Raw genomic sequence first — 26,762 nt, 5'->3', positions numbered from 1 at the left:
GCTCTCCGTACTCCTAGCGTCGCGGCCACACGGCCACGACGACCTCAGGAGACGCGATGTACGACAAGAGCACGTTCCACGGCATCGACCCCCAGTACAGCCGCCAGCAGGCCCGTGCGATGCGCACCGGCGCAGGCCAGCTCGACGGGATCGTCGGGCAGATCGGCTCGATGCTGAGCCAGGTCACCTTCACGGGCCCCGGGGCCGAGCGGTTCCTCGGCGAGTGGGACGGTGCGCTGCGCCCCCAGCTCCAGGCCGCCGCGGAGAACATCCACAGCAACGCCGTCGAGCTCGACCGGCGCGCGCAGCTGCAGGAGGACGCGAGCCGGTAGTCGAGGCGGCACGGGGCGGAACCTTCCACCCCCGGCGCCCTCGCCCTGCGCCCGACCTGCTCCCTAGTTTCGACCACGCACCCCCCGACCCACCCTCGCCGGACACGTCCGGCCCACCGCAGGAGGCAACCGATGACCCAGCTCCAGGCCGGCTMGTTCCGCGGCTCGGACGTCGACGGGCTCGACCGGGTCGTCGGCAGGATGACCGACGCGGCCGACTTCGCCGACGACGTCGTCACGGCGCTCCAGKCCCTCGCGACCGCCCTGGACCTGATGTCCTGGACCGGCTGGGCCGCCGCGTTCGCCCGGTACCTGCGAGCCGTCGTGATCCCGTGGGTGAAGACCGTCGCGCAGTACCTGCGGGGCTTCGCCAAGGTGCTCGCGCTCATCTCGCAGACGCAGAAGGACACCAGCTCCGACCGGCCGACCGTGCACATCCCCGAGTCGTCGTTCGCGCCCGTCATCCTCCCCGCGACGTCCACGGCGAACGCCCCGGTGCTCGCCGCCCCGGAGCCCGGTGCGGCGCCGTCGGCGCAGGGCGGTGGTGCCGCGGGCGCCGGTGCGCAGGTCGTCGTGCCGGTGTCGATCGGGTCGGTCACGGTCCACATCCACGGCGCCGAGGGTGGGGGAGCGGACGCAGCCGCACCCACCGCGCCGGCCGTCCGGACCGACACCGCCGGCGGTGTCGTGGGAGGCGGGTCGGTCGGTCCGGTCGCTGCCGGCCCTGAGGGTCCGATCGTCGGTGGGGCCGTAGGGCAGGCGTTCGGCGGCGGCGAGGTTTCGAGCCCTGTCGGTGGGGGCAGCGGCACCGGCATCGGTGGCGGTACCGGTGGTGGCACGGGTAGTGGCAGCGGTGGCACCGGCGGGGGGTCGGGGGGCGGTCCCGTCGGCTCGGCCACGCCCGCCATCGGCACCCCCGCACCCACGCCGTCGCCGGTCGACGCCGGTGCGGTCGCCGGCGACCCGCCCGTCTCGACCATCCCCGTCGGCCTCGGCGGCCCGCTCGCGGAGGAGGCCGTCGCCATCCCCGCGTTCGAGGGGAGCACCCGCGGCTCGGGCGCCCCCGTCGCGCTCGCGGCCGCCCMGCTCGGCCTCGCCGCGCTCGGCGCCTCGGCGCTCGGCGCGCTGCGGGGCCGCGAGGACGACGAGACCGACGAGACCGGCACCCCGGTCGCCGCGGACGTCGCGATCGACGGGCGGTCGGCCCGATGAGCACCGTCCAGCACCCCGGACCGCTCCTGCCCGGCGGCCCGCACCTGCGGCTCGACGTGCCGGACGGCTGGCAGGTGGCCCCCGCACCGCGGGCGATCGCGGTCGCCCGACCGACGACGGACCTGCCCGGCTTCGTGCCGAACCTGACCGTGACCGCGGACCTGGTGCCGGTCGGCACGACGCCGACCCAGGTCCTCGACGCGATGCTCGCCGAGTACCCGGGGACTCGCGGCCCCGCCGCCGGTGCCGGGGACGGTGCGCTGCTCACCCGCGACCACGGCAGCGGCACGGTCCGCCAGCGGGTCGACGTGCTCGTCGACCCGACCCTCCTGCCCGGCGGGCACCAGCACGCGGTGACCGTCGTGTCGAGCTGGTCCGACACCACCCCCACCGACCTGCGCGACTCGCTCGCCGACGCGCACACCTCCGTCCGGCTCGGCTCCGCCGACCCGGTCCCGGCCTGACGGCCACACCTGACCTGCACGGGTACCTGCCCGAGCACGACCCAAGGAGAGACAGATGAGCAACGTCCTCGGCATGGACATCACCGCCGCCCGTGACCTCGTTCGGATCATGAACGTCGACGCGGACTCGATCACGCAGATCACGAGCCGCCTCACGCAGCAGCTCCAGTCGACGCCGTGGTACGGCCCGGACGCGCAGCGGTTCACCTCCGACTGGAGCGGCCAGTACGTCCCCGCGCTGCAGCGCGTCGTCGAGGCGCTGCAGGCCAACGCCGCAGCGCTCGCGCAGCAGGCCGACGACCAGGAGACGGCTTCCTCCTGATCCACCCCGGTGGTCCGCGCCGCTCGGGCGCGSACCACCTCACGAGCCCCCGGAGCGATCGACCATGTGGCGCCTCACCCTCCAGCCGACCCGCGAGAGCGGGCTGCGGCCCGTCGACGTCGAGGTCGTCGCCCGCCCGGACGCCCGGGTGGCCGACCTGGCCCGGGCGCTCGCGGCACACCTCGGCGCCGGCACGGGAGCCCTGCTCGCGCCGACCACCGACGGCACCGCGTGGCCGGCGTCCCTGCCGCTCTCGCAGGCGCCGCTGAGCACCGGCGCCGTCGTGCCGGTGGCGACCGTGCCCGCGTCCTGGCTCGACCGCCCGGGTGGGCGCCAGCCCGTCCGCGCCCGCGTGCGGGTAGTCGCCGGGCCGGACGCGGGCCGCGAGGTCGACATCGAGTCGGACGCGTTCACCGTGGGACGCGGGTCGTCCGCGACCGTCCGGCTCACGGACCAGCTGGTCTCCCGCGTGCACGCCCGCATCTTGCTCTCCGGCGGTGTCGTCGTCAGCGACGAGGGCTCCGCGCACGGCACGCGGGTCGGGGGCCGGCACGTGCTGCGGGCGACCTCGGTCGGGTGGGGCGAGCGCGTCGAGGTGGGCCGGACGACGTTCGAGGTCCACCGGGGCGACGGCACGCCGCTGCCCGCCGACGCCGGTGTGCTGCGCCCGCCGCGGTTCGGTGCGCGGCTGGAGCCCGCGGCGCTGGAGGTGCCCGCACCGCCGACGGCACCCCGCCCGGTGCCGATGCCCTGGCCGATGATGCTCATGCCCGTCGTGCTCGGCGGCGCGATGTTCGCGATGAACCGCAGCCCGTTCTCGCTGGTCTTCATGCTCGGCTTCCCGACGATGATGGCCGTGCAGCACGTCGTGCAGCGCCGCCAGCAACGTGCGGAGCACGACGGGCAGCTCACGGCGTGGCGCCACGACCTCGACGGGGTGACCGCCCGTCTCGACGCGGCGGCGGTCGTGCAGCAGGAGCGGGCGGAGCAGGACGAGCCCGACCTGGTGACTGTCCGTGAGCGGGTCGCCGGGCGCCACCCCGGCACCTGGGCACGGCGGGTCGACGACGCCGACTTCCTGCACGTGCGCGTCGGCCGGGGACCGCGCCCGGCCGTCGTGACCGGCTCCGTGGCGCGCGGCGGCGACCGCGTGCAGCGCGACCTGGCCGTCCGGGAGCTCGACGCGCTGTCCGTGCTGCCCCGCCAGCCCGTCCCGCTCGTCCTCGGCGGGCACCGGGTCGTCGCGGTGACGTGCGCCGACCGCGACCGGGCCGACGCCGCCGTCCGGGCGCTGCTCGTGCGTCTCGCGGCCGCGCACTCGCCCACAGACGTCACCCTCGCGGCCGTCCTCGGGCCCGACGCCGCGCACGTGGAGACGTGGCTGCGCTGGCTGCCGCACACCGCGAACCGGGTGGCGGGTCTCCCGCCCGTGGCCGTCGGCGCGACCGACGGCGGCGCCCTCCTCGACGCGCTCGTGGCGCCGGACGGGACGCGCGGCCACGTCGTGTGCCTCGTCGACGAGGGTGCGGGCGTCCCGCGGCGCGCCGTCGAGGCCGTCGCGGAGGCCGCCGCCGAGCGCGGGGTGCACCTGCTGTGGGTCGGCGACGACGCCGACCGGGTGCCGGCCGCCACCGACGTCCTGCTCGACCTCGACGCGGGACTGGTGCGTCGTCGCGACCGGGGCGGCGACGACGTCGTCGTCGAGGCGGACGAGCTGGACCTCGCCGCCGCGTGGCAGACCGCGCGCACCCTGACCGCCTTCCGCGACGAGGCCGCCGTGGTGCCGCCGGACTCCGCGCTGCCGGACTCCGTGCGGCTGCCCGACCTCGGCTCCGACCTGCACGACCCCGACGACGTGTCCGCCGTCGTCGGCCGGTGGGCCTCGTCGACCGGGCTGCGGGCGCAGCTCGGCGCGGGCGCCGACGGCGTCGTCACCGTGGACCTGCGCGAGGACGGCCCGCACGGCCTCGTCGCGGGGACCACGGGCTCCGGCAAGTCCGAGCTGCTGCAGACCCTGCTGTGCTCGCTCGCCGCGAACAACCCGCCGTCCCGGATCACGTTCCTGCTCGTCGACTACAAGGGCGGTGCCGCGTTCCGCGAGTGCGCCGACCTGCCGCACACCGTCGGCTACATCACGGACCTGACGCCCGCGCTCGTGCAGCGCGCCCTGGTGTCGCTGCGCGCCGAGCTCACCTGGCGCGAGCACCTGCTCGCCGAGCACGGTGCGAAGGACCTCGTCGCGCTGGAGCGCCTGCGCCCCGACGTCGCACCGCCGAGCATGCTCATCTGCGTCGACGAGTTCGCGGCGCTGCTCGCCGAGGTCCCGGAGTTCGTCGACGGCGTCGTCGACGTGGCGCAGCGCGGGCGGTCGCTCGGCATGCACCTGCTGCTCGCCACCCAGCGGCCGTCCGGCGTCGTCACGCCGCAGATCAAGGCGAACACCGACCTGCGGATCGCGCTGCGGATGGCGTCCACGGACGACTCGACGGACGTCGTCGAGGCCCCCGACGCCGCACACCTCTCGCGCCGCACCCCGGGCCGGGCGTGGCTGCGGCGCACGGGGCACGGCACCCGCGAGCTCGTGCAGGTCGCGTGGGTCGGGGCGCACGAGGCGGCGCTCGACGAGACCGCCGCCGTGCAGGTCCGGGCGTTCTCGGCGCGCGCCGACGCCACGGCGACGACCGGGACCGGCCGCGTGCACGAGCGCTCCGACCTCGAGCGCCTCGTGCTCACCGTCGGCGAGGCGTTCACGCGGTCCGGGCACCCTGCTCCCAAGCGGCCGTGGCTGCCCGCCCTGCCCGACGAGGTCGTGTTCGCCGGCGGCGCACCCGGCGCCCTGCTGCTCGGCGCGGACGCGGGCGACGAGGCGGCCGTGCCCGGCGCCACCGAGAACGTGCACGCGTGCGTCCCCGCTCCCGGCACCCTCCCGATCGGCATCGCCGACCTGCCGGGGGAGCAGGCGCAGCACCCCCTGCTCGTGGACTACGCCCGCGCCGGCCACCTGCTCGTGCACGGCGCGTCGGGCAGCGGCAAGACCGAGCTGCTGCGGACCGTCGCCGTCGCCGCGACGCTCGCGCACGACCACGCACCCGCGCTCGTGTACGGGATCGACGCGGCGGGCGGTGGCCTGACGGCCGTCGAGGTGCTGCCGTCGGTCGGCTCCGTCGTCGTCGAGCAGCAGCCCGAGCGCGTCACCCGCCTGCTGCGCATGCTGCACCGCACCCTCATGGAGCGGAACGCGCTGCTGGTGCGGCACGGTGCCGCCGACGTCGAGGCGCTCGCCGCGGTGGGCGTCGTGCTGCCCCGCGTGCACGTGCTGGTGGACAACCTGCCGCAGCTCGTCGAGCACCTCGAGGGCGGCGGGCCGCTGCGCCGTGGGCACGTCGACCACCTGCTCGCCGTGCTCCAGGACGGCCGCCGCTGCGGCGTGCACGTGACCGCGACGACGCCACGCCGCACCGGTCTGCCGTCGGCGCTCGCGGCCGCGTTCGGCCAGCGGCTGGTGCTGCGGATGGCGACCGTCGACGACTACCAGGTGCTCGGCGTCCCGCAGGCCGTGCTCGACGACCGCACCCCGGCGGGCCGCGGCCTGCTCGGGCGGACCGAGGTGCAGGTCGCGACCGTCGGTGGTGCCGGGAGCCCGCGGCACGCGGCGCTGCTGCGCGCGGTGGCCGCACGGGAGGCGCAGCGGTACGCGGCGCAGCCGCCGGTGGCGGTGCCCGCCATGCCGACGCGCGTGCCCGTCGACCTCGTCCCGGCGCCGGGGCGTGACGACGTCTGCGTGGGCGTCGACGGCGACCTCGCGACGGGCGTGGTGCTGCCGCTGCTGGGCGGCCCGCTGCTCGTCCTCGGTCGACGGTCCTCGGGCCGGACGTCGTTCCTGCTGGGCCTCGCCGAGGTGACCGGCCGTGCGGCGCACCGGCCCGACGCCGTGCACCTCGTGGGGCCCCGCGCGGTGCCCGCGCCCGGCGTCGACGTCGTCGCGAGCGAGCCCACGGCGGTCGTGGAGCTGCTCGACGGGCTGCTCGGCGGACCGGTCCCGCCCGACGGCGGCTGGCGCGTCCTGCTGATCGACGACGCGCACGAGTGGGAGCGGGGCTGGGAGCGCGGTGGTGACGACCGCAGCCTCGTCGAGCTGCTCGCGCGGGTCGTCGAGAGCGCCGCGACCCTCCGGCTCGCGGTCGTGGTCGCCGCCGACCCCGACGAGGCCCGGGCGCGCCAGCACGTCGCCGGACCGGTCGCGGTCGCCCGCCGGGCGCGGCGCGCGGTCCTGCTCTCGCCCGAGCTCGCGGACGGCTCGCTCGTCGGGGCGACGGTCCCGATGCACACGCACGAGCCGTCCTCTGGGGTCGGTCGCGGCCTCCTGGTCAGTGCCGGATCTGTCCGAGTTGTCCAGGTACTATCGCCCGCAGTCGACCGGGAGGTAGTCCGTTGAACCGCTCGACCGCAGGGCCGCGCTCGCTCATGCGCCGGATCGCGGGGGGTGACCGCGGCTACACCGAGGCCGGGGTCGCGGTGCTCGGTGCTGCCCTCGTGCTCGGCGCCGCGCTCGGCTCCGGGGCCGCGAGCTCCGTCGTGACGATGTCCGACGGCGTGACGTGGCTGCCCGACGAGCAGACCGGCCAGCTGGTCCAGGTGAACCCCGGCACGGGACGCGCCGAGCGACGGCTGACGGTCGCCGGACCGGGTGCAGGCCTCGAGATCAGCCAGCAGGACGGTCACCTGGTCGTCGGCGACACCCGCACCGGGACCATCACGAGCATCGACCTGTCGACCCTCCTGACGGGCGGGCAGCGCCGGTCCGAGGTGCCGATGCGGGTGCTCGTCGGCGGTGGCCAGGCGTACCTGGTCACCCCGTCGACGGGCGTGGTGCGGGCCGTCGACCCGCTGACCCTGCGCGACCTCGGGGCGCCGTACCGGGTCGGAGCCGAGCTCGTCGACGTCGTCGTCGACCGCGGCGGCACCGTCTGGGCCGTCACCGCGGACGGCCTGCTGGTGTCGTTGACCTGGCGTCCCGACGACCGCGCCTTCGACGTGGGGAGGACCACGGTGCGCGGCGGCGGCCCCGGGACGCGCCTGCTTCCGCACGACCACGGCATCACGGTGTTCGCCCCCGACGGCGGAGCGGTGCTCCAGGTGGGTGGCGGCCGGGACCTCACGGTGGCGGTGCCGCACCTCGAGGGTGAGGTCCTGCCCGCCGAGGGGTMGCCGACGGACCTGGCCCCCGCCGGCCTGCCCGACAGCTCGACGGTCGTCCTGCTCACCGGCGACGAGGTCCGCGAGGTCGGAGTCGGGGCCCTCGGCTGCGAGCGCCCCGGCCGGCCGGCCGTCTTCGGCGGCCTCGTCTACGTCCCGTGCATGGGTGCCGGCCGCGTCGTCGTCCTGCGCCCCGACGGCACCCGGGCCCGGCCGGACATCGTGGTGCCCGGTGGTCGGGACCCGCGGCTCCTGGTCGACGACGGCCGCCTCATCGTGCACACCGAGGACGGCGGCCGCGCCGTCATGGTCGAGACGGACGGCACCACCCGGGTGATCGACACCGGTCGCGGCCAGGTGGGCGCGCACGACCCGAACGACCGTTCCGGTGGCCCGGGCGGCGCCCACGTGCCGGGCCGGGGGCAGGGGTCCGGCGACGCCGACCGCAACGACGAGCCCGCCGACGAGCCCGGGGACGCGCCGGCTCCCGACGAGCCCTCGGCGGGCGCGGGCGGGACGGAGCCGATCCTCCCGGACCCCGTGGTGCGCGAGCCGTTGGTCCCGGCGGTGCCCGGCGAGTCGCCCACCGCGGTCGCCACCCCTGTCGCCAGCCGGGGTCCGACGAGCCCCTTCCCGGTCGTCACCGGCACGGCGCGTCCGTCACCCTCGCCGTCCACGCCGACCGTCGGACGCCCGTACGGGGTGACGGCGCGGCTGGGGCCGAACCTGCCCAAGAACGTCCTCCAGGTCGTGCTCACGTGGAACGTCGGGTCCCCCCGACCGGTCGGGCACGTCGTGCGCGACGCCAGCGGCGCCGTGCGCGCGGAGGTCKCCGGCGACGCGACGACCGCGGCCGTGACCGGGTTCGGCTGCGGCGAGCGGGTGGTCCTCACGGTCGAGGCCGTGACCGACGAGGGAGCGTCGGCGTCCGCGCAGGCGCCGGCGGTGGACACCGGCGCGTGCCCGGGCCTGACCGCGCCGACGGACGTGACCGCCACCGCGCACCCCGACGGGTCGGTGACGGTCTCGTGGACCGCGACGAGCACCGACGTCGACTCCTACCTCGTCGGACCGCTCGGTGGCTCGACCACGACGGCCCCCGGCGACGCGACGAGCGTGGTGCTGCGCTCGCTGCAGCCCGCGGACGGCGTGCAGTTCGTCGTCCAGGCGRTCCGTGGCGCCCTCACGGCGACGTCCCAGCCGTCGGCGCCGGTGACCGTCGCGGGACCTCCGGGACCGGCAGGCGGGGTCGCCGTCGTCGGGGTCGAGCTCAGCCGCACCCAGCTGACGGTCGACGTGGCGTGGTCGGCAGCGGACGACAACGGGTCCCCGCTGACCGGGTACCTCGTGTCGTGGTCGGGCGGCGGAGCGGCCGGGTCGGTGTCGACGGCCGGCACGTCCTGGACGATCCAGGAGCCCTGCGCCGGGCTGCCGCTGTGCACCGACGGGGGCGAGCTGACGGTGAGCGTCACGCCCCGCAACGCCCTCGGCGACGGCCCGTCGGGGAGCGCGACGGCCACGGTCGTCCCGCTGGGCCCGGTGCTGCCCGCGGACGGCGACGTGGTGGTCGTGAGCGTCGAGGCGGAGACGCCGGGGCAGTACGAGCCTGCTGTCGAGATGACCGCGCACTTCGACCCGCCGGCGAGCTGGGCCGCGCACACCGGCGAGTGCACGATGACGGTCGAACGGTCGAACGGTCCGCAGACCGCCGGGTCGGTCGGCTGCGGTCAGGGCTCGCACTCCCTCGGCCTGTTCAGCTCGGCGGGGTCGGTGACGGTGCGCGTCTTCGCGCAGGACGCGGGCGGTCGCACCATCGCCGCCGCCGCACCCGTGACGGCGATCGTGCCGCCGCGCAACCAGTGGGTGCTCTGCTTCGCGGACACCGGCGTCTGCAACGCCCCCGCGGCCGCGGTCGACGCGGACGTCGTCGTCGTGCCGGTCCCGTGGACGCCGCGGCTCCCGCACGGCGACGAGCGGCCCCCGCTGGTCGCCGGCGGTGCCGGGCTCCTGCTCGTGGCCGGGGCGCTGCGGCTCAGCCGGTGGCGCGGCGCTCGGAACCTGTCCCGCCTCGTCGAGGAGAAGAACCCCGCATGACCGATCTCACCACCACCGTCGCGGACTTCCGGGTCCTGCACGACCGGGTCGTCGACGCGGTCGAGCAGGCCGTGCACGGCAAGCGGCCGGTCGTCGAGCTCGTGGTCGCCGCGCTGTTCAGCGGCGGGCACGTGCTGCTGGAGGACGTGCCGGGCACGGGCAAGACGACGTTGGCCCGCGCGGTCGCGGCGGCGCTCGGCGGGTCGTCGCGACGCATCCAGTTCACGCCCGACCTGCTTCCGGCGGACGTGACGGGCACGACGGTGCTCGACCCGGCACGCGGGTACGTCCGGTTCCGGCCCGGCCCGGTCTTCACGCACGTCCTGCTCGCCGACGAGATCAACCGCGCGGCCGCCAAGACCCAGTCCGCGCTGCTGGAGGTCATGGCCGAGCGGACCGTCACCGTCGACGGCACCACCCACCAGGTGCCGCACCCGTTCCTCGTCGTGGCGACGCAGAACCCCGTCGACCTCGACGGCACGTACCGGCTGCCCGAGGCCCAGCTCGACCGGTTCCTGGTGCGGGTGGCGCTCGGCCACCCCGACGCCGAGCACGAGGTCGCGGTGCTGCGCCCCGGGTCGACCGCCGGGGACATCGCCGCCGTGCCCGCCGTGACCGACCCCGACGAGGTCGCGAGCACGATGCTCGCGCTGCAGGCCGTGCACGTCGCCGACCCGCTGCTGCGGTACGTGCGCGCGATCGGCGAGTCGACGCGGCTCGACTCGCGGGTCCGGCTGGGGGCGAGCACCCGGGCGCTGCGCGGGCTGGTCAGCGCGGGGCAGGTGCAGGCCGCGGCGCAGGGCCGGCACTACGTCGTGCCCAGCGACGTGCAGCGCGTCGTGCACGCGGTGCTCGAGCACCGCCTGGTGCTGACCCGCGAGGCGGCGCTCGACGGGGTGCGTGCCGCGGATGTCGTCGCCTCGGCGGTCGAGTCCGTCGAGGTGCCTCGCCCGGTCGCGGTCTGAGCTCGCGTGAGGGTCAGGAGGTTGCGCCCGACGCCCCGCGGCGCCGGGCTGGCGCTCGTCGGGCTGGTCGCGCTCGGGCTGGGGCTGCTCGCCGGGTACCCGGGGCTGGTGGCGCTCGGTGTCGCGGCGATCGGGCTCGTCGGCGCCGCGACGGTCGCGCTGCTGGCCCCGGCCCCGCTCGACGTCACGCACCGGCTCCTGGAGACGAGCACGCCGCGGCGGTCGCGTGCCGTCGCGCACGTCGGGCTGCGGAACGCGTCCCGGTGGATGCCCCTCGTGGTCGCGGGCGTCGAGCGCGTCGGGGGACGGGACGTCGTCCTGGTGCCGCGGCGGCTGGCGCCCGGGGAGTCCGGCGACGTCGAGGTGTCCGTGCCGACCGACCGGCGCGGGCTGGTCACCGTCGGCCCGTTCGTGCTCGAGCGGCGCGCGCCCGCGGACCTCGTGCGCTCCCGGGACCTCCTGGGCAGGTCGTCGACCCTGCACGTCACCCCACGCGTGCTCCCGGTCGACGGGCCGCCGCTGGGCCGCCGGCGCGGGCACGTCGGCGGGTTCGGGCGCGTCGAGCGGGGCGGCACCGACCTGGTGGGACTGCGCGAGTACGTCTCGGGTGACGACTTGCGCCGCGTGCACTGGGCCGGCAGCGCCCGGGCGGGCGTCCCGATGGTGCGCGACGACGCCGACCCGGCGGAGCCGCACCTGACCGTCCTGCTCGACGACCGGGCCGCGGCGTACCTCGGCGGCCCCGCGGACGACGGCTTCGAGGAGGCGGTCGACGTGGCCGCGTCGCTCGTGCGGGCCTGTGCCGACGCGGGTGTTCCCGTGCGCTGCGCCACCGTGTCGGGGTCGGTGGATCTCGACGTCCCCGCCGGGCTGCCCGGCGGCGACGGCCCGAGCTGGGCGGCCGGCCGGTCGCTCGACACGCTGACGTTCGTCGGCACGACCGGGGAGGCGGGCGCGCCGCCCACCGGTGCCGTGTCGCTGCCCGCGCACGGCCCGACGGCCGTCGACGTGCTCGCGGTCGTGACCGGCCCGCACGCGACCGTCGCGCCGCTGCTGCTCGCGGGGCAGGGGGCGGCGACGGTCGTCGTGCTCGTCGTGGACCCCGCGCCGGACCGGGTGCTCGGTGCCGCCGATGCCGCGACCGTCGTGCGGGGACCCCGTGCGGAGGACCTGCTGCGCGGCTGGGACCTGGTGAGCGCGTGATGTCCCGACCCGCACCCGGCCTGCCCCTGACGCTGTGGTCCGCGTCGCTGCTGCTCGTCGCCAGCGTGCCGCTCGCCGCGGCCTTCACCTCCCCGGTCGTGCTTCTCCCCGTCGGCGGAGCCGTGGTCGTCGTCCTCGCCGTGCTGGCCCTCGCGCGGCGCTGGCGCATCCCGGAGACGGCTGCCGCCGTCGCCGTCGTGGCGTGCGCGCTCGTCGCCGCGACGTCGACGGCGCGCACGACGGCAGCACCGCCGACGGTCGACGCGGAGTCCTGGCGCGCCACGACGGGCGCCGGGCAGCTCCTCGGGCCGGTCGTCGACACGGTCGCCCAGCTGCTCACCGCGCCGCGGCCCGCGTCGCCGGCCCTGGTGCTGCCGGTGGTCCTGCTCGCGACGATCGTCACGCTCGGGGTCGCCCTGGCCCTCGGCCGGCGGGCACCCGCCCGGGTCGCACCCCTCGTCGGGGCCGCCGTGCTCTACGGCGCGGCTCTGCTGCTGACCGCCGGCACCGCGGACCGTGGCCCGGTGGGGGTCGGCCTGGTCGCGCTGACCGTCGCGGGCTGGCTCCTGCTCGACGGCGACGCCCTCGTGCCCGAACGTGGCCGGCCCGTGCTCGGGCGCGCGGCGCCTGCCCAGCGCGCCCGGTGGCGGGCGAGCGGGGTGACCGGTCTGGTCCTCGTGGCGCTCGTCTCGACGGCGGGACTGGCCAGCGCCGCCGCGGTCACCGGTGCCGCGTTCGAGCCGCGCACGCTCGTCACACCGCCGCAGGTCCCGGTCGACGCGGTGCACCCGCTCGCGGAGGTCTCCCGCTGGCAGTCCGACGCCGACGCGAYGGTCCTGCGCGTCGGCGGCACCCACCCCGGCTACCTGAGCTGGGTCGCGCTGCCCGACTTCGACGGCGCCGGCTGGTCCGCGGACCTCGAGCTGCGCGAGCTCGGCACGGTCGTCGAGCCGTCCCTCGCGCCCGGCGTCGTGCGCGGCCGGGTGGACGTCGAGGTGCAGCTGGTCGGGCTGGCCGGGCCGTCGGGGTCGCCCGGGACGTGGCTGCCGTCCGTCGGGGACACCGGCGCGACGACCGTGCGGGGTGCGCTGCTGGACGTCGACACCGGGGTGCTCGCCGCTCCCGCCACCTCCGACGGGCGCCTCCCCGCCGGTCTGGCCTACCGGGTCAGCGGGACGGTGGACCTGCCGGAGGCCACCCGCGCCGCCCGCGCCGGCGTGCCCGGTGGTCCGGAGGTCGCCCGCTACCTGCAGGTCGACCGGGTACCTGCGGACCTGCGGGTTCTCGCGCAGGACGCCGTCGCCGGCGCACCCTCGCGCCTGGACCAGGCGAACCGCCTGGCCGAGGTCGTCCGTGGCGAGCGGACGCTCGCCGTCGACGCCGTGAGCGGGTCGTCCTACGCGCGGCTGCAGGAGTTCCTGTTCGCCGACGCGACGGCCGGCGGGCAGGTGGGCACGACCGAGCAGTTCGCGGGGTCGTTCGCCGTCCTCGCCCGCGCCGTGGGCCTCCCGTCGCGCGTGGTGGTGGGGTTCCGCGTGCCCGGGGGCGCAGCCGCGGGCGGTGCGCTGCGCGACGTGCACGGCCAGGACGTGCGCGCGTGGGCCGAGGTGTACCTCGCCGGCACCGGCTGGGTGCGGTTCGACCCAGCGCCCGACGCGGCGAGCGTGACCGGGCTCGTCGCACCCGCGCGCGAGGTCGCGCCGGCGCCGGTGCAGGAGGTGCCGACGGACCCCGTCGGGTCGGACGCGCTCGGGGCCGGGACGGGTCCCGGCGCGCAGGACGAGGACGACGGCGTGACCTGGCAGGTCCCGTGGGGCCTCGTCGGGCTCGCCGTGACGACGATGCTCCTGGTCGGGTCGGTCCTGGTGCTCACCGTGACCGTGCTCGCCCGGCTGGTCCACCGCCGCCGGCTGCGCGGCTCCGGCGCGGTCGGCGCCTGGCAGCACGCCGCCGAGGCGCTCGCGCTGCGGGTGGGTCGTGCTGACGCCGCCGACACCGTGGATCTTCTCGCGGCTCGGATCGAGAACCTCGCGGGGGTCCCGGCACGCCCGCTCGCCGACTCCGCGCAGGAGGAGGCGTTCGGCGGGGGTGTGCTCGTCGCACGGGCGGACCGTTCGGCGTGGCAGGCGGCGCTCGACGTGGAGCGCGGGCTGCGCGCCGGTGTGCCGTGGCGACGGCGGGCCGTGTGGTGGGTGGGCCCGGCACCGTGGCACGTGCGCCGGACGCGTCGCTGACCGCACCTGGCGATCGTCCCGCAAACCACGCCCGCACGGCCGGCACCCGGGCCGACTCTCGTCGAGGTGGTGTGGGTCGGCGAGGCCGCCAGCTGCCCGTCGACGCCTCGCTGCGAGGCCCCTGGAACGGCTCTTGTGGCCGTTGGCCAGCGCCGACATGATCATCGCGTGACGACTCGACGCTACTTCTCGGCTCCCGACGCCGAGAGTGCCATCGCGGTCGCCGCCGGGCTCCTCCCGCGAGGAGCGGTCGTCGACATCGAGCCGCTCGTCCGACCCTGGGGAGCGCTGGGTGCGGTCGGGACCGACCGGATCACGTGGGTGTATCGCGAGCTGCAGGCCCGCGGCCCGGTCGAGGTCACGTTCGCCACCAATGGTCGGCACACCACTGCTGCGGACGCGACGGTCCCGTGGCGCTACGTCACCCGCGCACACAAGCCTTGGACGCGTCGAGGGCTCCTACCCCGCCGGGTCGACGTCGTCGTCGGTGACACCGCCCTGACTGATGGGTTGCTGGCGGCACGCCTCGGTGCGTGCTTCGTCCATCTCCGCGGAGCGCCCGGTCGCCCATGGTGGCCGACAGTCCAGGCGTTCGCGGGTGCGCCCCTCGTCTGGTGGTGGCGAACCTGGGACGGTTCGTCGGCCCGTCGTGCGTGACCGCGGCTCGTCGGAGCTCCCGGCGGAGGTCCAGGTCTTGCTGGCCGACCTGGAGTCGGCACGTGACGACGAGCGGGTGTTCATCGAGGCGCAGGCGCAGCTGACTGCCGTCGTGGTCGCTGTCCTGGGTGCGGTGCTGGTCTTCGTCGGTCCCGAGCTGGTCGAGGGTGGGCCTCAGCAGGGGGCCGACGGTGAGGCGCGGCGAGTGCCTGACATCCTGCTGGCAGCGTTGCCGCTGTTGCCCCTGATGCTGTGGGCGTACCTGCTCATGCAAGGGGTCGCGGCGAGCATCCGCACCTACTACATCCGCTCGTTGGAGCGTGAGGTGCGCCGACGCATGTCTGTGAGGGTGGGCAAGCTCGACGGCCTGCACGTTCCCGTTTTGTTCGAGCTCACCGCCGACGAGGTCAGCCTCCGTCGAGGTCCGTTGATCTACCGCGCGACGATCGCCGTGATCTTCGCCGGTATCGTCATCCTGTTCGGCGTCGCCTGCGCGTCCTTCGTGTCCGCCCTGGACGGAGGCCTCCTGGTGGGGGCGGCAGTGTTCTACGCGACCTGCGTCGCCGTGCTTGTCGTGCAGACGGCGCGCGTCACGGTCGGCGGTCGGCGGCGCTTCGAGGCGCTCCTCGAAMGCCGCCTCGCAGCACCGGACAGCACCGACTGGCACGGCGACGGGCGTGCCCCGGGTGAGCGCTCGATGCTGGGATACCTGCTGCTGCCACGCCCGCAGGACCTCATCAAGTGGGTGTTCTTGCCTGTCGCCTTCTTCCTGTTCTACCTGAGCGGCAGCCAGGACGGGTCGTCCACCACCCTTGCGGAAGCCGCACTGCTCTGGGTGACGCTCGAGTACCTCATCTACTCCGCCCGCTACCAGCTCAACGACATCCGTGGGTTCGCCGAGGACCAGGCGCACCCCGATAAGGCGAACCGACGGCGTCTGCCTGGGCCGCCCATTGTGGCGGGGCGACGCTTCCTGGTCAGCGGCACGGTGGCCCTTGCGCGCGTGATTGCGGCGGTTCTCGTGGGATTGGCGGTCCCCACACTGTTGTGGCCGGTGCTGATTCTGCTGGTGGTCGTGGGCGCCTCCGGCTGGCTCTACGAACGGCTACGGACTCGCGAGCTGGACTCGGGACTGGACGGATGGCACGGGCGCTGCCTCTGGCTGGTGGTCGGCGTGGGATACGCGGTGCGGGGAGTCGCAGGCGCTCTCCTCGCGGGAGAGCGCAGCCCGTGGCTGCTTGCCGGACTGGCGCTGGCGCTGTGGTGCTTCGGGATCCAGTTCGTCACCCAGACCTGGACCCTCGAAGCGACGTCGCGGATCCGGCCGGGAACTCCAGGGCCCGCATCGACGGTGGGCCCGACTGCCGTCGACGCGGGTCCGCACATCGCCCTTCTCGCGACGTGGTTCACCGACGCCCCGTCGAGCACGCGTCCCGGGATGGTGGCCCCGGAGGTGCCGAATCCTCAGTTGTGGCGGGTGACGGGTGGTCGAGCTCGACTGAGAGCGCCCTGGGCCGCGGCGTACGTCCTGGCGGTGACTCTCGCGGCTTCGGTCGGTCTGTCCCTGGATACCGCGCCCGATCCCGCTCTGATGGCCGCGGCCGTGCTGATCACCGCCTGCTTCGGCGTCGAAGCAGTGCGGGTTGCTGGGTGGAACAGAGTGGTTCCGGTGCTGCTAGGTGCCGTGGTCGTGGCGGCGGTCGCGGGCGGGACGCCCCTTCAAAGACTGCTCGCAGCGGCGCCCCAGGTGGTGATCGGCCTCACTCTGAMGGCCTTCGGCGCGAGCTCGTGGTACGAGCTCAAGCACCCGTTCGACGTTCAGGTGCGCGCGATACGAACGACGACAGCTCTCGCCCTCCGCACACTCCTCGGCCCCGGCTCGTGGGACCTCGTGCGACCGAAGCTCGCGAAGCGCTTCCTCGGGCCGTAACGACGACCAGGGATGAGGAGAGCTCCTAGCGCTGCACGCACGCCTCGGGGGAGACGCCGCGGTGCTCGATGTTGTCCACGGCGATCGCGAGCACCTGGACGCAGATCGCCACGGCCCCCGGGTCGACGCCCTCGACGGTGTGCTGAGTGATCCCGGCGGCGACCTGTGCGAGCGCTCGCGGCTGACCGGGGGCGTACGGGTCCACGATCACGAACTGCACGGTGCCACCGGTCGGGTCCGTCCAGCTGACGTCGAGGCTCGTGCCCTGGTCGACCGCGACGACGTCCGTCGGCGCGATCGCCGGGTCGAAGGTCGCGGGATCCGCCCCGGGGTCGCTCGTCGTCGCCGTCGGAGCATCGGCCGTCGGGACGCCGGCGGCGGTCGGCTGCGGGCTCGGCGAGGTCGCCGTCGTCGCCGGCGTGCGGCTCGACGCCCAGAGCGTGGCACCCCCGCCGAGCGCGCTGCCGAGGAGCACCGCCCCGCCGACGAACCCGACGACGCGTACCCACCGGCCGCGTCCGCCGTCGACGTCGGGMTCGTCCGTGGGGCGCGTCGCTCGGCCGGCCTCGGGGTGCAGGCCGGTCGCCTCGTCGTCGTGTTCGGGCAGGGCAKGTGGGGGAGCCAGCAGGGCCAGCGCCGAGGGGGCGAGCACGTGGTCGTCCTCCGGCTGGACGGGCGGCAGCTCGATGCGAGGCAGCGGGGCGKGGACGGGGGACTTCGCGAGCGGTTCCGGCGTCGTCGTGACGCGCCCGGGGGTCCACGACCGCGTCTCGGTGGGCAGTCCGACGAGCGCGTCGTGCACCTCGTCGGCGGACGGGTAGCGGTCCTCGCGCGCCGGGGCGAGGCACCGGTCGAGGATCGTGCGCAGGCCGTCGGGGACGTCGGCACGGTCGAGCGGCCGGCGCTCGCCCGTCCGGACCCTGCGCAGGTACCCGAGCGCGGTGTCGTCGGCCGGGTCGGGCGAGGCGAACGGCGCGCGGCCGTCGAGCAGGGTGTGCAGCGTCGAGCCGAGGGACCAGACGTCGTCGGCGGCGACGGGCTCGAGCCCGTCGAGCACCTGCGGGGACGCGTGCCGATAGCTGAACCGCTCGAGCGACGCGGTGTGCCCGGCGTCGGCCATGCGGGCGATGCCGAAGTCCGTCAGCACGTACGACGTGGGCAGCAGCAGGACGTTCTGCGGCTTGACGTCCCGGTGCAGCACGCCCTGCGCGTGCGCGAACGCGAGCGCGTCGGCGACGTCCGTCCCCGCGGCGACCACCTCGGCGACGGGCAGCGGACCGTGCCCGCGCAGCCGGTCGTGCAGCGACCCGAGGTCGTGGAAGTCCATGACGAGGCACGGATGGCCCTGGGCGGTGGTGCCCGTGTCGAGCACCGTGACGATGTGCGGGTGCTGGCGGCCGAGGCGCACGGTCAGCTCGAGCTCGCGGGCGAACCTGGCGACGGTCGCCTGGTCGGTCTCGAGCAGCACCTTGATGGCGACGTCCCGGTGGAGCGCGGCCTGCCGCGCGCGGTACACGACGCTGTCGCCGCCCCGGGCGACCTCGCGCAGATCGGTGTAGCCGGGCAGGCCGAGGTCGACGGCGGGGTCGGCGGAGCGAGGGGTCGGCCGGGTCGGAGCGGGCGCCCACAGCTCGTCGTCGTCCATCGCTCCCTGTCCCCCTGGCGGCGGGCACGTCCGCGCGCCCGCGAGCGAGACTACTGGGGCGGGCCGACGGAGCCTGTGCCCTTTCCGGTGACACCGTCCCAGAGCCCCTGCGCCGCGAGGCCGGCCTCTTCACCTGCGGTCACCAGCAGCGCGCCCGGGGTGTTGAGCATGCCCCACGCACCGCCCAGCTCGAACGCGGTGTCCATCCGCGCGGCGAAGCGGTCGCCGAACGCGGTGCCCTGCATCGCCGTGCTCGCGKCCGTGCCCACCGCGGTCCCGGCCTGCCAGGACGCACCGAGCGCGGTGCTCGCGAGGCCGAKACCGGGGACGAAGCTGCCGGCACCGAACACCGCGCCGACGGCGTTGTCGACCGTCCCGTGCAGGTCGCCCGTCGTGTGGGCGCGGTACACCCCGTACACGTTCGAGGCGACGCCGAGCGCGGCCGCGCCCTTCAGCGCGCCGCCGACGACGGGGCCGATCTGCGCGTTCTGGACGATGCCGAACGCCTGGTCGAGCACCCGGTAGGGCGCGCCGGTCGTGACGTTGGTCCACCGCTGCGCGGCACCGGCCATCGCCACCCCGTCCGCGACGGCGCTCACCAGCCCTACCCGCCCGAGCAGCTCGACGGCGACGTCGTGCCCGCGGTCGACCGCCGCACGCACGTCCGCCCAGGTCTGACCCGCCGGAGCCGTGCCGGCCACGCCGCTCGCGCGGTCCTGCGCCTCGGCCTCGTCGAGCAGCCGGCCGGCCGCGTCGTTCATGGCGGCCGAGCTGGCGAGCAGCGACCGCGCGTGCTCCGTGCGCCACTGCTCGCGGGTGCGGTCCGCGTCCGCGCCGCGCCACGCGATCGCGTCGAGGGTCTGTCCGGTCCGCTGCGCGCACGCGGTCAGCGTCTCGGCTGCGTCGTGCAGGGCGACTGCCTGCGCCCGCAGCGCGTCGGTGTCGGCACCGTGCACCTGGGTGGTCATGCGCCGAGCCTCCCGGAGCGCCGCACGACGCGTCGAGCCGCGCCGGGGTGGAAGGTTCCGGCACGTCAGTCCACGCGCAGGTCCAGGCCCATCGCCTCGATGATCGTCACGGCCTGCGGGAGCGTGATGATCGCCCGGTCGAGCGTCACGGTCGTCGGGTCGATGCCCGTGAGGTCGCTGCCGCGCAGGTCGCAGCCGGTCAGGTCGGCGCGGTCCAGCCAGGCGCCGGCCAGGTCGCAGTCGCGCAGGGTCCCGCCCGCCGCCCGCAGGCCGGTCAGGTCGGCCTCGCGCAGGCGCACGCCGGTGAACGACGCGGACTGCAGGTCCGCCTTGGTCATCGAGACGAACGACCAGTTGCCGCCCTCGACCTTGGCGATGTCCCAGGTGCAGTCCTCGAACCGGGAGCCGATCAGCTTGCACCGCTCGAACCGCACGTCGAAGAACGTGGACCGCGTGAACGTGCAGTTGATGAACGCGGCGTCGGTGTGCACGGAGGCGTTGAGCTTCGCGTGCCGGAACACGCACTCCTCGAACACGGCCCCGACCCCGAACGTCTCGGTGAGGTCGAGGTCGACGAGCTCGACGTTGCGGAACTCCTGGCCGGACAGGTCCCGGGCGTACCAGTCCTCCCCGCGGACGGTCGTGGTGGTCGGCGGGGTCGGGGGAGTCATGCGTCGATCATGGAGGACGCCGCCGACGGCCGGGTGAATCTGGCGGGACCGGTCACGCGGCCGGGCCGGTCTCCTCGAGCAGCCGGAGGGCCGCGCTGACGCGCGGGTTGCGCTGGGGGTCGGCGTCGATCCCGAGCGTCGCGTACATGCCGTTGACGTGGTTCTGCACAGACTTCTCGGTGATGCCCAGCCGGTCGCCGATGCCCGCGTTCGACAGCCCCGCGGCCAGCAGGCGGAGCACCTCGTACTGGCGGTCGGTGAGCCGCGCGACGTCGGAACCGGCGCGGGGCGTCATCCGTGCCAGGAGCGCCGGGTCGAGCACCGTCTCGCCGACCGCGGCGGCGCGCACCGCGTTGACCAGCACCTCTTCGCTCGTCGACGAGGTCTTGGACAGGTAGCCCCAGCCGGCCGCGACGTCCGCGGGCAGGTCCAGCAGGAGGTCCATCGCGTCGTGGGCGGACAGCAGCAGGATGCCGAGGGTGGGGGTCGTGCGGCGCAGCGTGACACCGAGGGCGATGCCGTTGCCGTCGGGGAGGTCGATGTCCAGGACCACGCAGTCGACGGACCCGGGACGCAGCACGCGTGCGGCCTCCGTGGCGGTGCCGACGGCAGCCACGACCTGCAGGCCGGTGGTGCCGGACAGCGTGTGCTCGAGCATCGAGCGGAAGAGCGGCTGGTCCTCGACGATCGCGACGCGGAGGGGGCCGGTGGTAGGAACAGTCATCGTTGCCAGTATCGTCTGCGGCCGGTTCCGGTGCGCGGGTACGCGCGGAACATCACACGAACGCGACGGAGGGGGCACGGTGGCTTCGTCGTCGACCGACTCCGCCGCCGTCGTCGCAGAGCGGCGGCACGACGACCGGCAGGACCGGATCGTGCTCCTGCGCGGGTCGGCGATCATCGCGCTCGGCTACGGCGTCGGCGCAGCGCTCCAGTCCACCTACGTCTACGCGAACCTCGTCCCGGCGTGGGAGTCGGTGTCGCTCGGGTCCCGGCTGGCGGCGAACGCGACCGCGGTCGTGGTGCTGATCGCGGTCCTCGCGGCCGTCCAGGCCCACCGGGCGCGCCGCTGGTGGCTGAGGATCCTCACCGTCGTCGGTGCTGCGGCCGTCGCAGGCATCGCCCGCTACCTGGCCCAGCTCGCCTTCGGGGTCTACGAGGTCCCGACCGAGTCGACGCGCGACGCCGAGGTGCTCAGCGGGTTCCTGCTCGGCGTCATCTCGGCCGGGATCGGGATGTGGGCGCTGACCACCCGGCAGATGTCCCGCGCCCGGACCCGTGCCGCGACCSGGGACGCCGTCCACGTGGAGCTCGCGGTCAAGGCGCTCGAGCAGGAGGAGATCCGGGTGCGCCGGGCGGTGGCCGAGGGGCTGCACGGCACGCTGCAGTCGAAGCTGATCCTGGTCGACGCCCGGCTGGGCGAGGTGCTCGCCCGCGCCGACCGCCTGGACGCCGCCGACTCCCTGGCCTGGGTGCGCAAGGAGCTGGACGAGGCCCGGGACATCGACGTGCGCCAGATGAGCCGGCTGCTGTACCCCGACCGCCTCGAGCTGGGCCTGGTCCCGGCGCTGCGTGCCCTGCTGGGCCGCCTGCCCGCCAGCATCGCGACCCGGCTGACGGTCAGCGACGCGGTCCGGTCGTTCGACGACCCCACCTGCTCGCGCCTGACGGTCAGCGAGCGGCTGCTCGCGGTGCGCGTGGTCGAGGAGGCCGTGTCGAACGCGCTCAAGCACGGGCCGGCGACGTCGATCGCCGTGCTGCTCGACGTGGTGGACGACGTCCTGCACGTGAGCGTGCGCAACGACGGCGACCTGTACGTCCCGGCGTCCGCCGGCGTGCCGTCGGGCACCGCGCGGCTGGACACCCGGCTCTCCCTGGTGGGGGGCCGGCTGTCGCTGACGCCCGGCCCCGAGAAGGGCGCACATCTCGAGGCGTGGCTGCCGCTGGGCGCAGGTCTGGTCTAGAGCGACTGGAGTCACGAGTTGGACGACTGTCCGACTTGACGGATGTGCCGCCTATGTGCGGGGTGAAAGAACCCGGCATCCCGGGCGCGCTGGGTGCCACCACCCCGGGCCCCTCCGGGGGTCGTGCCGATGCCACCTAGCGTCACCTCAGCACGGACCCCGCCACTCCTCGGCGACGGAGTCCGCCCGGGCACAGCGGGTCAGCCGCCGGCCCGCACCTCGTCCTCACCAGGAGATCTCATGGCCTCGAAGCGTTCCACCACCCGCAAGTCCGCCGCGATCGGCCTCGCCGTCGTCGGCATCGCCGGGCTCTCGCTCGCCGCCGCCGCGCAGCTCAACGCGTCGAGCAGCACGCTCGGCGCCACGACGACCGTCGTCGCCCCCTGCCAGACCGCCCCCATCACGGCGACCTACACCACCGGCTACACGACGGCCGCGCCCGTCGGCTACAAGGTCACCCAGGTCGTCCTCTCGGGCGTCGAGGCCACCTGCGTCGGCAAGACCGTCAAGGTCTCCCTGCTCGACACCGGCGACAACCTCATCGGGGCCGAGCTCACCGCCCCCGCTGCCCTGACCACGACGATCAACGTCGCGCCGTCCGTCGTCCCGGCCTCCGCGGTGGCGAAGCTCGCCGTCGTCATCGCCGGCTGATCCCGCGGCGCCGGCCGCCTCAGGCGGCCGGACCGGTGGACGCATGAGCGACCTGGACCAGGCACGACCGGCCGGCGAGACACTCTCTCGCCGGCTGGTCGGCGTGCTCCCGACGGTCGCCGTCGTCCTCGTCGCCCTCGTCGGCGCCTGGTTCCTCTGGCCGTCGAGCCTCGGCGGCTGCACGACGCTCACGATCGTGTCCGGGCACTCGATGGACGGCACGTACACGACCGGCGACCTCGTGATCTCCCGGTGCGGCCCGGCCGAGGTCGGCGACGTGATCGTCTACCAGCCGGCCGACATGGGCGGTGTCCGCATCATCCACCGGATCATCGGCGGCACCGCCGACGACGGCTGGGTGATGCAGGGCGACAACAACGACTTCACCGACCCGTGGACCCCCCGAGGTGACGAGGTCGTGGGCGTCGCGCGGGTGCACGTCGGCGGCGCCGGCGCGCTCAGCACGCTCTTCCTCAGCCCGGTCGTGTGGGTGTCCCTCCTCCTCGTCGCCGCAGGCATCCTGTGCTGGCCGGCACGCGAGCACGATGAGCCGACGGCCGACGTCGAGCCGGACCCGGCGGCCGTGCCATGACGCCCCGCACCCGCCTGGCCGCGCTGGTCGCCGTGCTGCTGACCCTGCTCGCCGTCGTCTCCCTCTCGCCCGCGTCCGCCGCGCAGCTCGCGCTCTCGACGCGGCACCTCGGTGCCTTCGTCCTCGAGCGGTGCACGAACGGGCCGCTGCCCGCCACGTCGGGCACGGTCTCGGCCGGGGCGTCGACCCAGGTCGTGCTCAGCGCCATCCCGACGGCCTGCCGGGGGAAGCAGGCCTCGTTGCGGCTCTTCACCGCCGCGGGCACCGCGCTCGCGACGACGGACACCGTGGTGACCCTGCCCGCGGGCAGCGCGACCGCCACCGTCACCGTGCCGTCCTACCCGGTCGCGCAGGCGAGCGGCCTCGCACTGACCATCGCGACGTGGGGCGTGCCGACGACGTGGACGTCGACGGTGGTGACCCTGCCGGCGTTCTCCTGCGCGGTGGTGCAGGGCAACCCGAACTCCACGTGCGACGCGACCGTCACCGGTGGGACCGAGTGGGGCTACCCGACCGCGACCGACTTCCTGCGCTCGATCCGCATCAGCTCGACCTCCAACTCACCCGTGCGGTGGCAGCTCACGATCAACCTCTCGGACCCGGGGTTCCCGTTCCTCGCGAAGGCGCTGGCCGACGGGCAGGGCGGCCTCGTGCTGGTCGGGACCTCGGGCTGCAGCGCGTCCCCGCGGACCGTCACCGTGGAGGGCACGACGGCGTGGGGCGGCTACGACCGTGTCTCGGCGGGCAACCCGCGCGACCTCGAGGTGCACGGGTACGCCAGCAACCAGCCCACGACGATGCTGCTCAACTGCCCCTGAGCAGCCGTCACTCGACCGGCGACAGCTCGGGGCGCTTGGGGACGCGGTCGTCGCTGTTCTACTCGACCGGCGACAGCTCGGGTCGCTTGGGGACGCGGTCGTCGCCGGATGACCTCCCTCGCAGCCGCCGCGTCGCCCACGGGTACACGTGCTCGCGGACCCAGGCGGCGTCCTCGCGGGCCTTCTGCATCCGGGGCGTGGGCGGCAGCGGGGTGAGCGGGTCGTCCCAGTCGGCGTCGTCGGGGGTCAGGCCGAGGCCGACCAGAGCGCCCTGCGCCACGCGGGCGTGCCCGTCGGTGGTCAGGTGGATGCGGTCCTCGGCCCACATCCGCCAGTCGCGCAGGGAGCGCATGCCCCACAGGTCCACGACGTAGGCGCCGTGCCGGCGGGCGATCGACCAGATGAGCGAGTTGTAGATCCCGACGCGGCTGCGGGTCGCGCGCACCAGCGGGCTGTCGGCGGCGTCGACACCCGTACCGAGCAGCACGTCCACCCCTTCCTCGCGCAGCCGGACGACGGCCGCCTCGAGGTTGCGCGCCATCCGGTCCACGTCGGCGCCCGGCCGTAGCAGGTCGTTGCCGCCGCCGACGAGGCTCACCAGGTCYGGCCCCAGGGTCAGCGCCGCCGGGACCTGGTCGACGAGGATCGGGCGCAGCAGCCGTCCGCGGATCGCCAGGTTCGCGTACTCCAGCGGCTGCTCGCCCGCGGCGCTGCGCCGGGCGGACAGGTGCGCGGCCAGCAGGTCCGCCCAGCCACGCTGCGGGGCCTCGCGGCCGTCCGGGTCGTCCCAGAGGCCCTCGGTGAACGAGTCGCCGATGGCGACGTACCGGGTCCAGCGGGGGGTCAGCTCATCAGGCACGTGGGACATCCTGCCTCGCGACGCTCACGTGAGCGACCAGTCGACCGGCTGCGCCCCCTGCGCCACGAGGAGCTCGTTCACGCGCGAGAAGGGCCGGGAGCCGAAGAAGCCGCGGCTGGCGGACAGCGGGCTCGGGTGCACGCTCTCGACGGTCGGCACGTCCCCGAGGGCCGGCTTGAGCGACTGCGCGTCKCGGCCCCACAGCACGGCGACCAGCGGTCCACCCCGCTCGACGAGGGCCGCGATCGCGCGGTCGGTCACGGCCTCCCACCCCTGCCGACGGTGCGACGCCGGTGCGCCCGGCCGGACGGTCAGCACCCTGTTCAGCAGCATCACGCCCTGGTCGGCCCACGGGGACAGGTCGCCGTTGCGCGGGGGTGCGACGCCGACGTCGGCGACCAGCTCGGTGAAGATGTTGGTCAGGGACCTCGGCAGCGGCCGGACGTCGGGCTGCACCGAGAACGACAGCCCCATCGGGTGCCCGGGCGTGGGATAGGGGTCCTGGCCGACGACCAGCACGCGCACGTCGGCCAGCGGTCGACGGAACGCCCGCAGGACCGCGTCGCCGGCGGGCAGGTAGCCGCGCCCGGCCGCCACCTCGTCGCGCAGGAACCGCCCCGCGGCGCGCAGCTGCGGCTCGACGGGGGCGAGCGCGACGGCCCAGTCGGCGGCGACGAGCTGGTCCAGGGGCGCGGCGGTCACGCGGGCGAGAGTACCGAAGGGAGGCCGGGCGGGCCCCTGGCGAGGGCCGTCCGCGGCACACGGGGGACGACGCGCCGGGCGGAATGACATGCGTGTCATTACGGTCGTACGATGACCGAGGTCGCCGGCGGTACCCCGCCCAGGCCGGACGCGTGAAGCACCACGAGAGCACAGGAGGACGCATGGACGCCGCGACGATCACTCTCGGATCGCTCGAGCTGCCCCACGGCTCCTCCTCCGCCGGCCTCTCCGAGCGCGACGAGCAGGTCCTCGCGTTCGAGCGGCAGTGGTGGAAGTACGCGGGCGCCAAGGAGTCGGCCATCCGTGAGCTGTTCGACATGTCGGCCACCCGGTACTACCAGGTGCTCAACGCCCTCATCGACGACCCGGCGGCCCTCGCGCACGACCCGATGCTCATCAAGCGGCTGCGCCGGATGCGTTCCTCCCGGCAGCGCGCACGCACGGCCCGTCGGCTCGGGGACGCCTGATCGTCCCGGGTGGGCGGTCATGCTGGACGTCCCCGCACGTGACACGGCGCACGTCGTGCCCCGGGTGGACCCGTGCGCACGACCTGAGCCGTTAGCCTGTCCGGCGTGAGCAAGGCGGAGTACCCCTACCCCGAGGACGAGTTCGACGTCCCGTCGAACCCCGACGTCCCCCGCGGGGTGCATCGCGCACCCCGCTCGGTGTGGAGCAGGTGGTGGAAGTTCCTGGTCGTCCTGGCCCTCCTGCCCGTGCTCGCGTTCACGCTGGTGAACCTCGCGGCGCGCGACGGCAACCTCCCCTCGCTGCCGGGCACCTCGAACTCGCCCGAGGCGCAGGAGGACACCCCGTCGGACACCGCGACCGAGGGTGAGGCCCCGGCCGAGCCGGAGACGCCGGCCACCGAGGAGCCCGCCGCCCCCACCCCCGTGCTGACCACTCCCGTCGAGGTGCTCAACGCGGCCGGCGTCGGAGGCCTCGCCGCGACGCAGGCGGAGAAGCTCACCACCGCCGGGTTCACCGCGGTGACCACGGGCAACGCGGAGCCCACGGCCGACACCTCGACCGTGTACTACACGTCGGAGGACCTGCGGCCGACCGCCGACCTCGTCGCCCAGACCCTCGGCCTGACCGAGGTCGTCCTGCAGGCCGACCCGCAGGCAGGCATCTCCGTCCTGCTCGTGACCGATCCCGACGCCTGATCCCGCCTGTATCGGCCCTGGTCGGAGCCGGATCGCCGCCACTAGGCTCTCGCGCACCGGGCGCCGGCGGAGCGCTCGGCACCGGACGTCGAGGAGCGC

23 protein-coding genes are annotated in these 26,762 nt (G+C 75.3%); 17 read left to right on the top strand and 6 right to left on the bottom strand.

What is annotated here, in order from left to right:
- Positions 1–56 precede the first annotated feature (56 nt).
- The 11 genes from ACXJKF_RS05500 to ACXJKF_RS05450 all read left to right on the top strand — a co-directional run bounded on the left by ACXJKF_RS05500 (position 57) and on the right by ACXJKF_RS05450 (position 16,609).
- Positions 57–332: a WXG100 family type VII secretion target gene (locus ACXJKF_RS05500; RefSeq protein WP_456786724.1), complete on the top strand. Its 276-nt coding sequence runs from the start codon at positions 57–59 to the stop codon at positions 330–332.
- 132 nt (positions 333–464) lie between these two features.
- A complete protein-coding gene (locus ACXJKF_RS05495) occupies positions 465–1,544 on the top strand; it encodes a hypothetical protein (RefSeq protein ID WP_456786723.1) in 1,080 nt (359 codons plus the stop codon).
- Complete coding sequence (locus ACXJKF_RS05490) at positions 1,541–2,008, top strand: hypothetical protein (RefSeq protein ID WP_456786722.1); 468 nt, start codon at positions 1,541–1,543, stop codon at positions 2,006–2,008. The genes ACXJKF_RS05495 and ACXJKF_RS05490 overlap by 4 nt, the downstream gene beginning before the upstream one ends.
- A 55-nt stretch (positions 2,009–2,063) precedes the next feature.
- Positions 2,064–2,330: a hypothetical protein gene (locus ACXJKF_RS05485; protein ID WP_056589673.1), complete on the top strand. Its 267-nt coding sequence runs from the start codon at positions 2,064–2,066 to the stop codon at positions 2,328–2,330.
- Positions 2,331–2,394: 64 nt separating this feature from the next.
- Positions 2,395–6,765: an FtsK/SpoIIIE domain-containing protein gene (locus tag ACXJKF_RS05480; protein WP_456786721.1), complete on the top strand. Its 4,371-nt coding sequence runs from the start codon at positions 2,395–2,397 to the stop codon at positions 6,763–6,765.
- Entirely contained in the window at positions 6,762–9,620 is a 2,859-nt protein-coding gene (locus ACXJKF_RS05475) for a fibronectin type III domain-containing protein (protein ID WP_456786720.1), read from the top strand. The genes ACXJKF_RS05480 and ACXJKF_RS05475 overlap by 4 nt, the downstream gene beginning before the upstream one ends.
- Positions 9,617–10,585 (top strand): AAA family ATPase, encoded by a 969-nt coding sequence (locus ACXJKF_RS05470; protein WP_456786719.1) that lies wholly within the window; start codon positions 9,617–9,619, stop codon positions 10,583–10,585. The genes ACXJKF_RS05475 and ACXJKF_RS05470 overlap by 4 nt, the downstream gene beginning before the upstream one ends.
- A 21-nt stretch (positions 10,586–10,606) precedes the next feature.
- The gene (locus ACXJKF_RS05465) at positions 10,607–11,788 is read left to right on the top strand and encodes a DUF58 domain-containing protein (RefSeq protein ID WP_456786718.1); all 1,182 of its coding nucleotides are present in this window, start codon (positions 10,607–10,609) and stop codon (positions 11,786–11,788) included.
- Positions 11,788–14,022, top strand: coding sequence for a transglutaminaseTgpA domain-containing protein (locus tag ACXJKF_RS05460; protein ID WP_456786832.1), 2,235 nt, complete (start codon positions 11,788–11,790; stop codon positions 14,020–14,022). Before ACXJKF_RS05465 ends, ACXJKF_RS05460 begins: the two co-directional genes overlap by 1 nt.
- A 168-nt stretch (positions 14,023–14,190) precedes the next feature.
- Positions 14,191–14,679 carry a hypothetical protein gene (locus ACXJKF_RS05455; protein ID WP_456786717.1) on the top strand — a complete coding sequence of 163 codons (489 nt, stop codon included), beginning with the start codon at positions 14,191–14,193 and terminating at the stop codon, positions 14,677–14,679.
- 37 nt (positions 14,680–14,716) lie between these two features.
- Positions 14,717–16,609 carry a hypothetical protein gene (locus ACXJKF_RS05450; RefSeq protein ID WP_456786716.1) on the top strand — a complete coding sequence of 631 codons (1,893 nt, stop codon included), beginning with the start codon at positions 14,717–14,719 and terminating at the stop codon, positions 16,607–16,609.
- Positions 16,610–16,634: 25 nt separating this feature from the next.
- Here ACXJKF_RS05450 and ACXJKF_RS05445 read toward each other — a convergent pair whose 3' ends face one another.
- From ACXJKF_RS05445 to ACXJKF_RS05430, 4 genes are all read right to left on the bottom strand, one after another.
- Positions 16,635–18,254, bottom strand: coding sequence for a protein kinase domain-containing protein (locus tag ACXJKF_RS05445; protein ID WP_456786715.1), 1,620 nt, complete (start codon positions 18,252–18,254; stop codon positions 16,635–16,637).
- Between the two features lie 50 nt (positions 18,255–18,304).
- Entirely contained in the window at positions 18,305–19,222 is a 918-nt protein-coding gene (locus ACXJKF_RS05440; RefSeq protein ID WP_456786714.1) for a hypothetical protein, read from the bottom strand.
- Positions 19,223–19,287: 65 nt separating this feature from the next.
- Entirely contained in the window at positions 19,288–19,893 is a 606-nt protein-coding gene (locus tag ACXJKF_RS05435) for a pentapeptide repeat-containing protein (protein ID WP_456786713.1), read from the bottom strand.
- 52 nt (positions 19,894–19,945) lie between these two features.
- Positions 19,946–20,617 carry a response regulator gene (locus ACXJKF_RS05430; RefSeq protein WP_456786712.1) on the bottom strand — a complete coding sequence of 224 codons (672 nt, stop codon included), beginning with the start codon at positions 20,615–20,617 and terminating at the stop codon, positions 19,946–19,948.
- A 79-nt stretch (positions 20,618–20,696) separates the two neighbouring features.
- Between ACXJKF_RS05430 and ACXJKF_RS05425 the strand changes: the two genes are divergently transcribed.
- The 4 genes from ACXJKF_RS05425 (at position 20,697) to ACXJKF_RS05410 (ending at position 23,918) form a co-directional block, all read left to right on the top strand.
- A complete protein-coding gene (locus ACXJKF_RS05425) occupies positions 20,697–21,857 on the top strand; it encodes a sensor histidine kinase (RefSeq protein WP_456786711.1) in 1,161 nt (386 codons plus the stop codon).
- Positions 21,858–22,097: 240 nt separating this feature from the next.
- Complete coding sequence (locus ACXJKF_RS05420; RefSeq protein ID WP_456786710.1) at positions 22,098–22,508, top strand: hypothetical protein; 411 nt, start codon at positions 22,098–22,100, stop codon at positions 22,506–22,508.
- Positions 22,509–22,551: 43 nt separating this feature from the next.
- Positions 22,552–23,100: a S24/S26 family peptidase gene (locus ACXJKF_RS05415; protein ID WP_456786709.1), complete on the top strand. Its 549-nt coding sequence runs from the start codon at positions 22,552–22,554 to the stop codon at positions 23,098–23,100.
- Positions 23,097–23,918, top strand: coding sequence for a hypothetical protein (locus ACXJKF_RS05410; protein WP_456786708.1), 822 nt, complete (start codon positions 23,097–23,099; stop codon positions 23,916–23,918). The genes ACXJKF_RS05415 and ACXJKF_RS05410 overlap by 4 nt, the downstream gene beginning before the upstream one ends.
- 58 nt (positions 23,919–23,976) lie before the next feature.
- Here the strand turns inward: ACXJKF_RS05410 and ACXJKF_RS05405 are convergent, their stop codons facing one another.
- Both ACXJKF_RS05405 and ACXJKF_RS05400 read right to left on the bottom strand, forming a co-directional pair.
- Positions 23,977–24,786: an SGNH/GDSL hydrolase family protein gene (locus ACXJKF_RS05405; protein ID WP_456786707.1), complete on the bottom strand. Its 810-nt coding sequence runs from the start codon at positions 24,784–24,786 to the stop codon at positions 23,977–23,979.
- A gap of 15 nt (positions 24,787–24,801) precedes the next feature.
- Positions 24,802–25,479, bottom strand: coding sequence for a uracil-DNA glycosylase (locus ACXJKF_RS05400; RefSeq protein WP_456786706.1), 678 nt, complete (start codon positions 25,477–25,479; stop codon positions 24,802–24,804).
- 182 nt (positions 25,480–25,661) lie between these two features.
- Here ACXJKF_RS05400 and ACXJKF_RS05395 point away from each other — a divergent pair, with 182 nt between their 5' ends.
- Both ACXJKF_RS05395 and ACXJKF_RS05390 read left to right on the top strand, forming a co-directional pair.
- Complete coding sequence (locus ACXJKF_RS05395; RefSeq protein WP_456786705.1) at positions 25,662–25,967, top strand: DUF3263 domain-containing protein; 306 nt, start codon at positions 25,662–25,664, stop codon at positions 25,965–25,967.
- Positions 25,968–26,072: 105 nt separating this feature from the next.
- Positions 26,073–26,663 carry a LytR C-terminal domain-containing protein gene (locus ACXJKF_RS05390; protein WP_456786704.1) on the top strand — a complete coding sequence of 197 codons (591 nt, stop codon included), beginning with the start codon at positions 26,073–26,075 and terminating at the stop codon, positions 26,661–26,663.
- Positions 26,664–26,762 lie beyond the last annotated feature (99 nt).

It is taken from the genome of Cellulomonas sp. P5_C5, from assembly GCF_054049655.1.
This window is presented reverse-complemented; position numbering and strand designations above follow the sequence as displayed.

Excerpts from the sequence above, each read along its gene's own strand:
- ACXJKF_RS05470 (WP_456786719.1), top strand. The coding sequence starts at position 9,617 with ATGACCGATCTCACCACCACCGTCGCGGACTTCCGGGTCCTGCACGAC.
- ACXJKF_RS05430 (WP_456786712.1), bottom strand. The coding sequence starts at position 20,617 with ATGACTGTTCCTACCACCGGCCCCCTCCGCGTCGCGATCGTCGAGGAC.
- ACXJKF_RS05500 (WP_456786724.1), top strand. The coding sequence starts at position 57 with ATGTACGACAAGAGCACGTTCCACGGCATCGACCCCCAGTACAGCCGC.
- ACXJKF_RS05435 (WP_456786713.1), bottom strand. The coding sequence starts at position 19,893 with ATGACTCCCCCGACCCCGCCGACCACCACGACCGTCCGCGGGGAGGAC.
- ACXJKF_RS05485 (WP_056589673.1), top strand. The coding sequence starts at position 2,064 with ATGAGCAACGTCCTCGGCATGGACATCACCGCCGCCCGTGACCTCGTT.
- ACXJKF_RS05420 (WP_456786710.1), top strand. The coding sequence starts at position 22,098 with ATGGCCTCGAAGCGTTCCACCACCCGCAAGTCCGCCGCGATCGGCCTC.
- ACXJKF_RS05410 (WP_456786708.1), top strand. The coding sequence starts at position 23,097 with ATGACGCCCCGCACCCGCCTGGCCGCGCTGGTCGCCGTGCTGCTGACC.
- ACXJKF_RS05480 (WP_456786721.1), top strand. The coding sequence starts at position 2,395 with ATGTGGCGCCTCACCCTCCAGCCGACCCGCGAGAGCGGGCTGCGGCCC.
- ACXJKF_RS05395 (WP_456786705.1), top strand. The coding sequence starts at position 25,662 with ATGGACGCCGCGACGATCACTCTCGGATCGCTCGAGCTGCCCCACGGC.
- ACXJKF_RS05415 (WP_456786709.1), top strand. The coding sequence starts at position 22,552 with ATGAGCGACCTGGACCAGGCACGACCGGCCGGCGAGACACTCTCTCGC.
- ACXJKF_RS05490 (WP_456786722.1), top strand. The coding sequence starts at position 1,541 with ATGAGCACCGTCCAGCACCCCGGACCGCTCCTGCCCGGCGGCCCGCAC.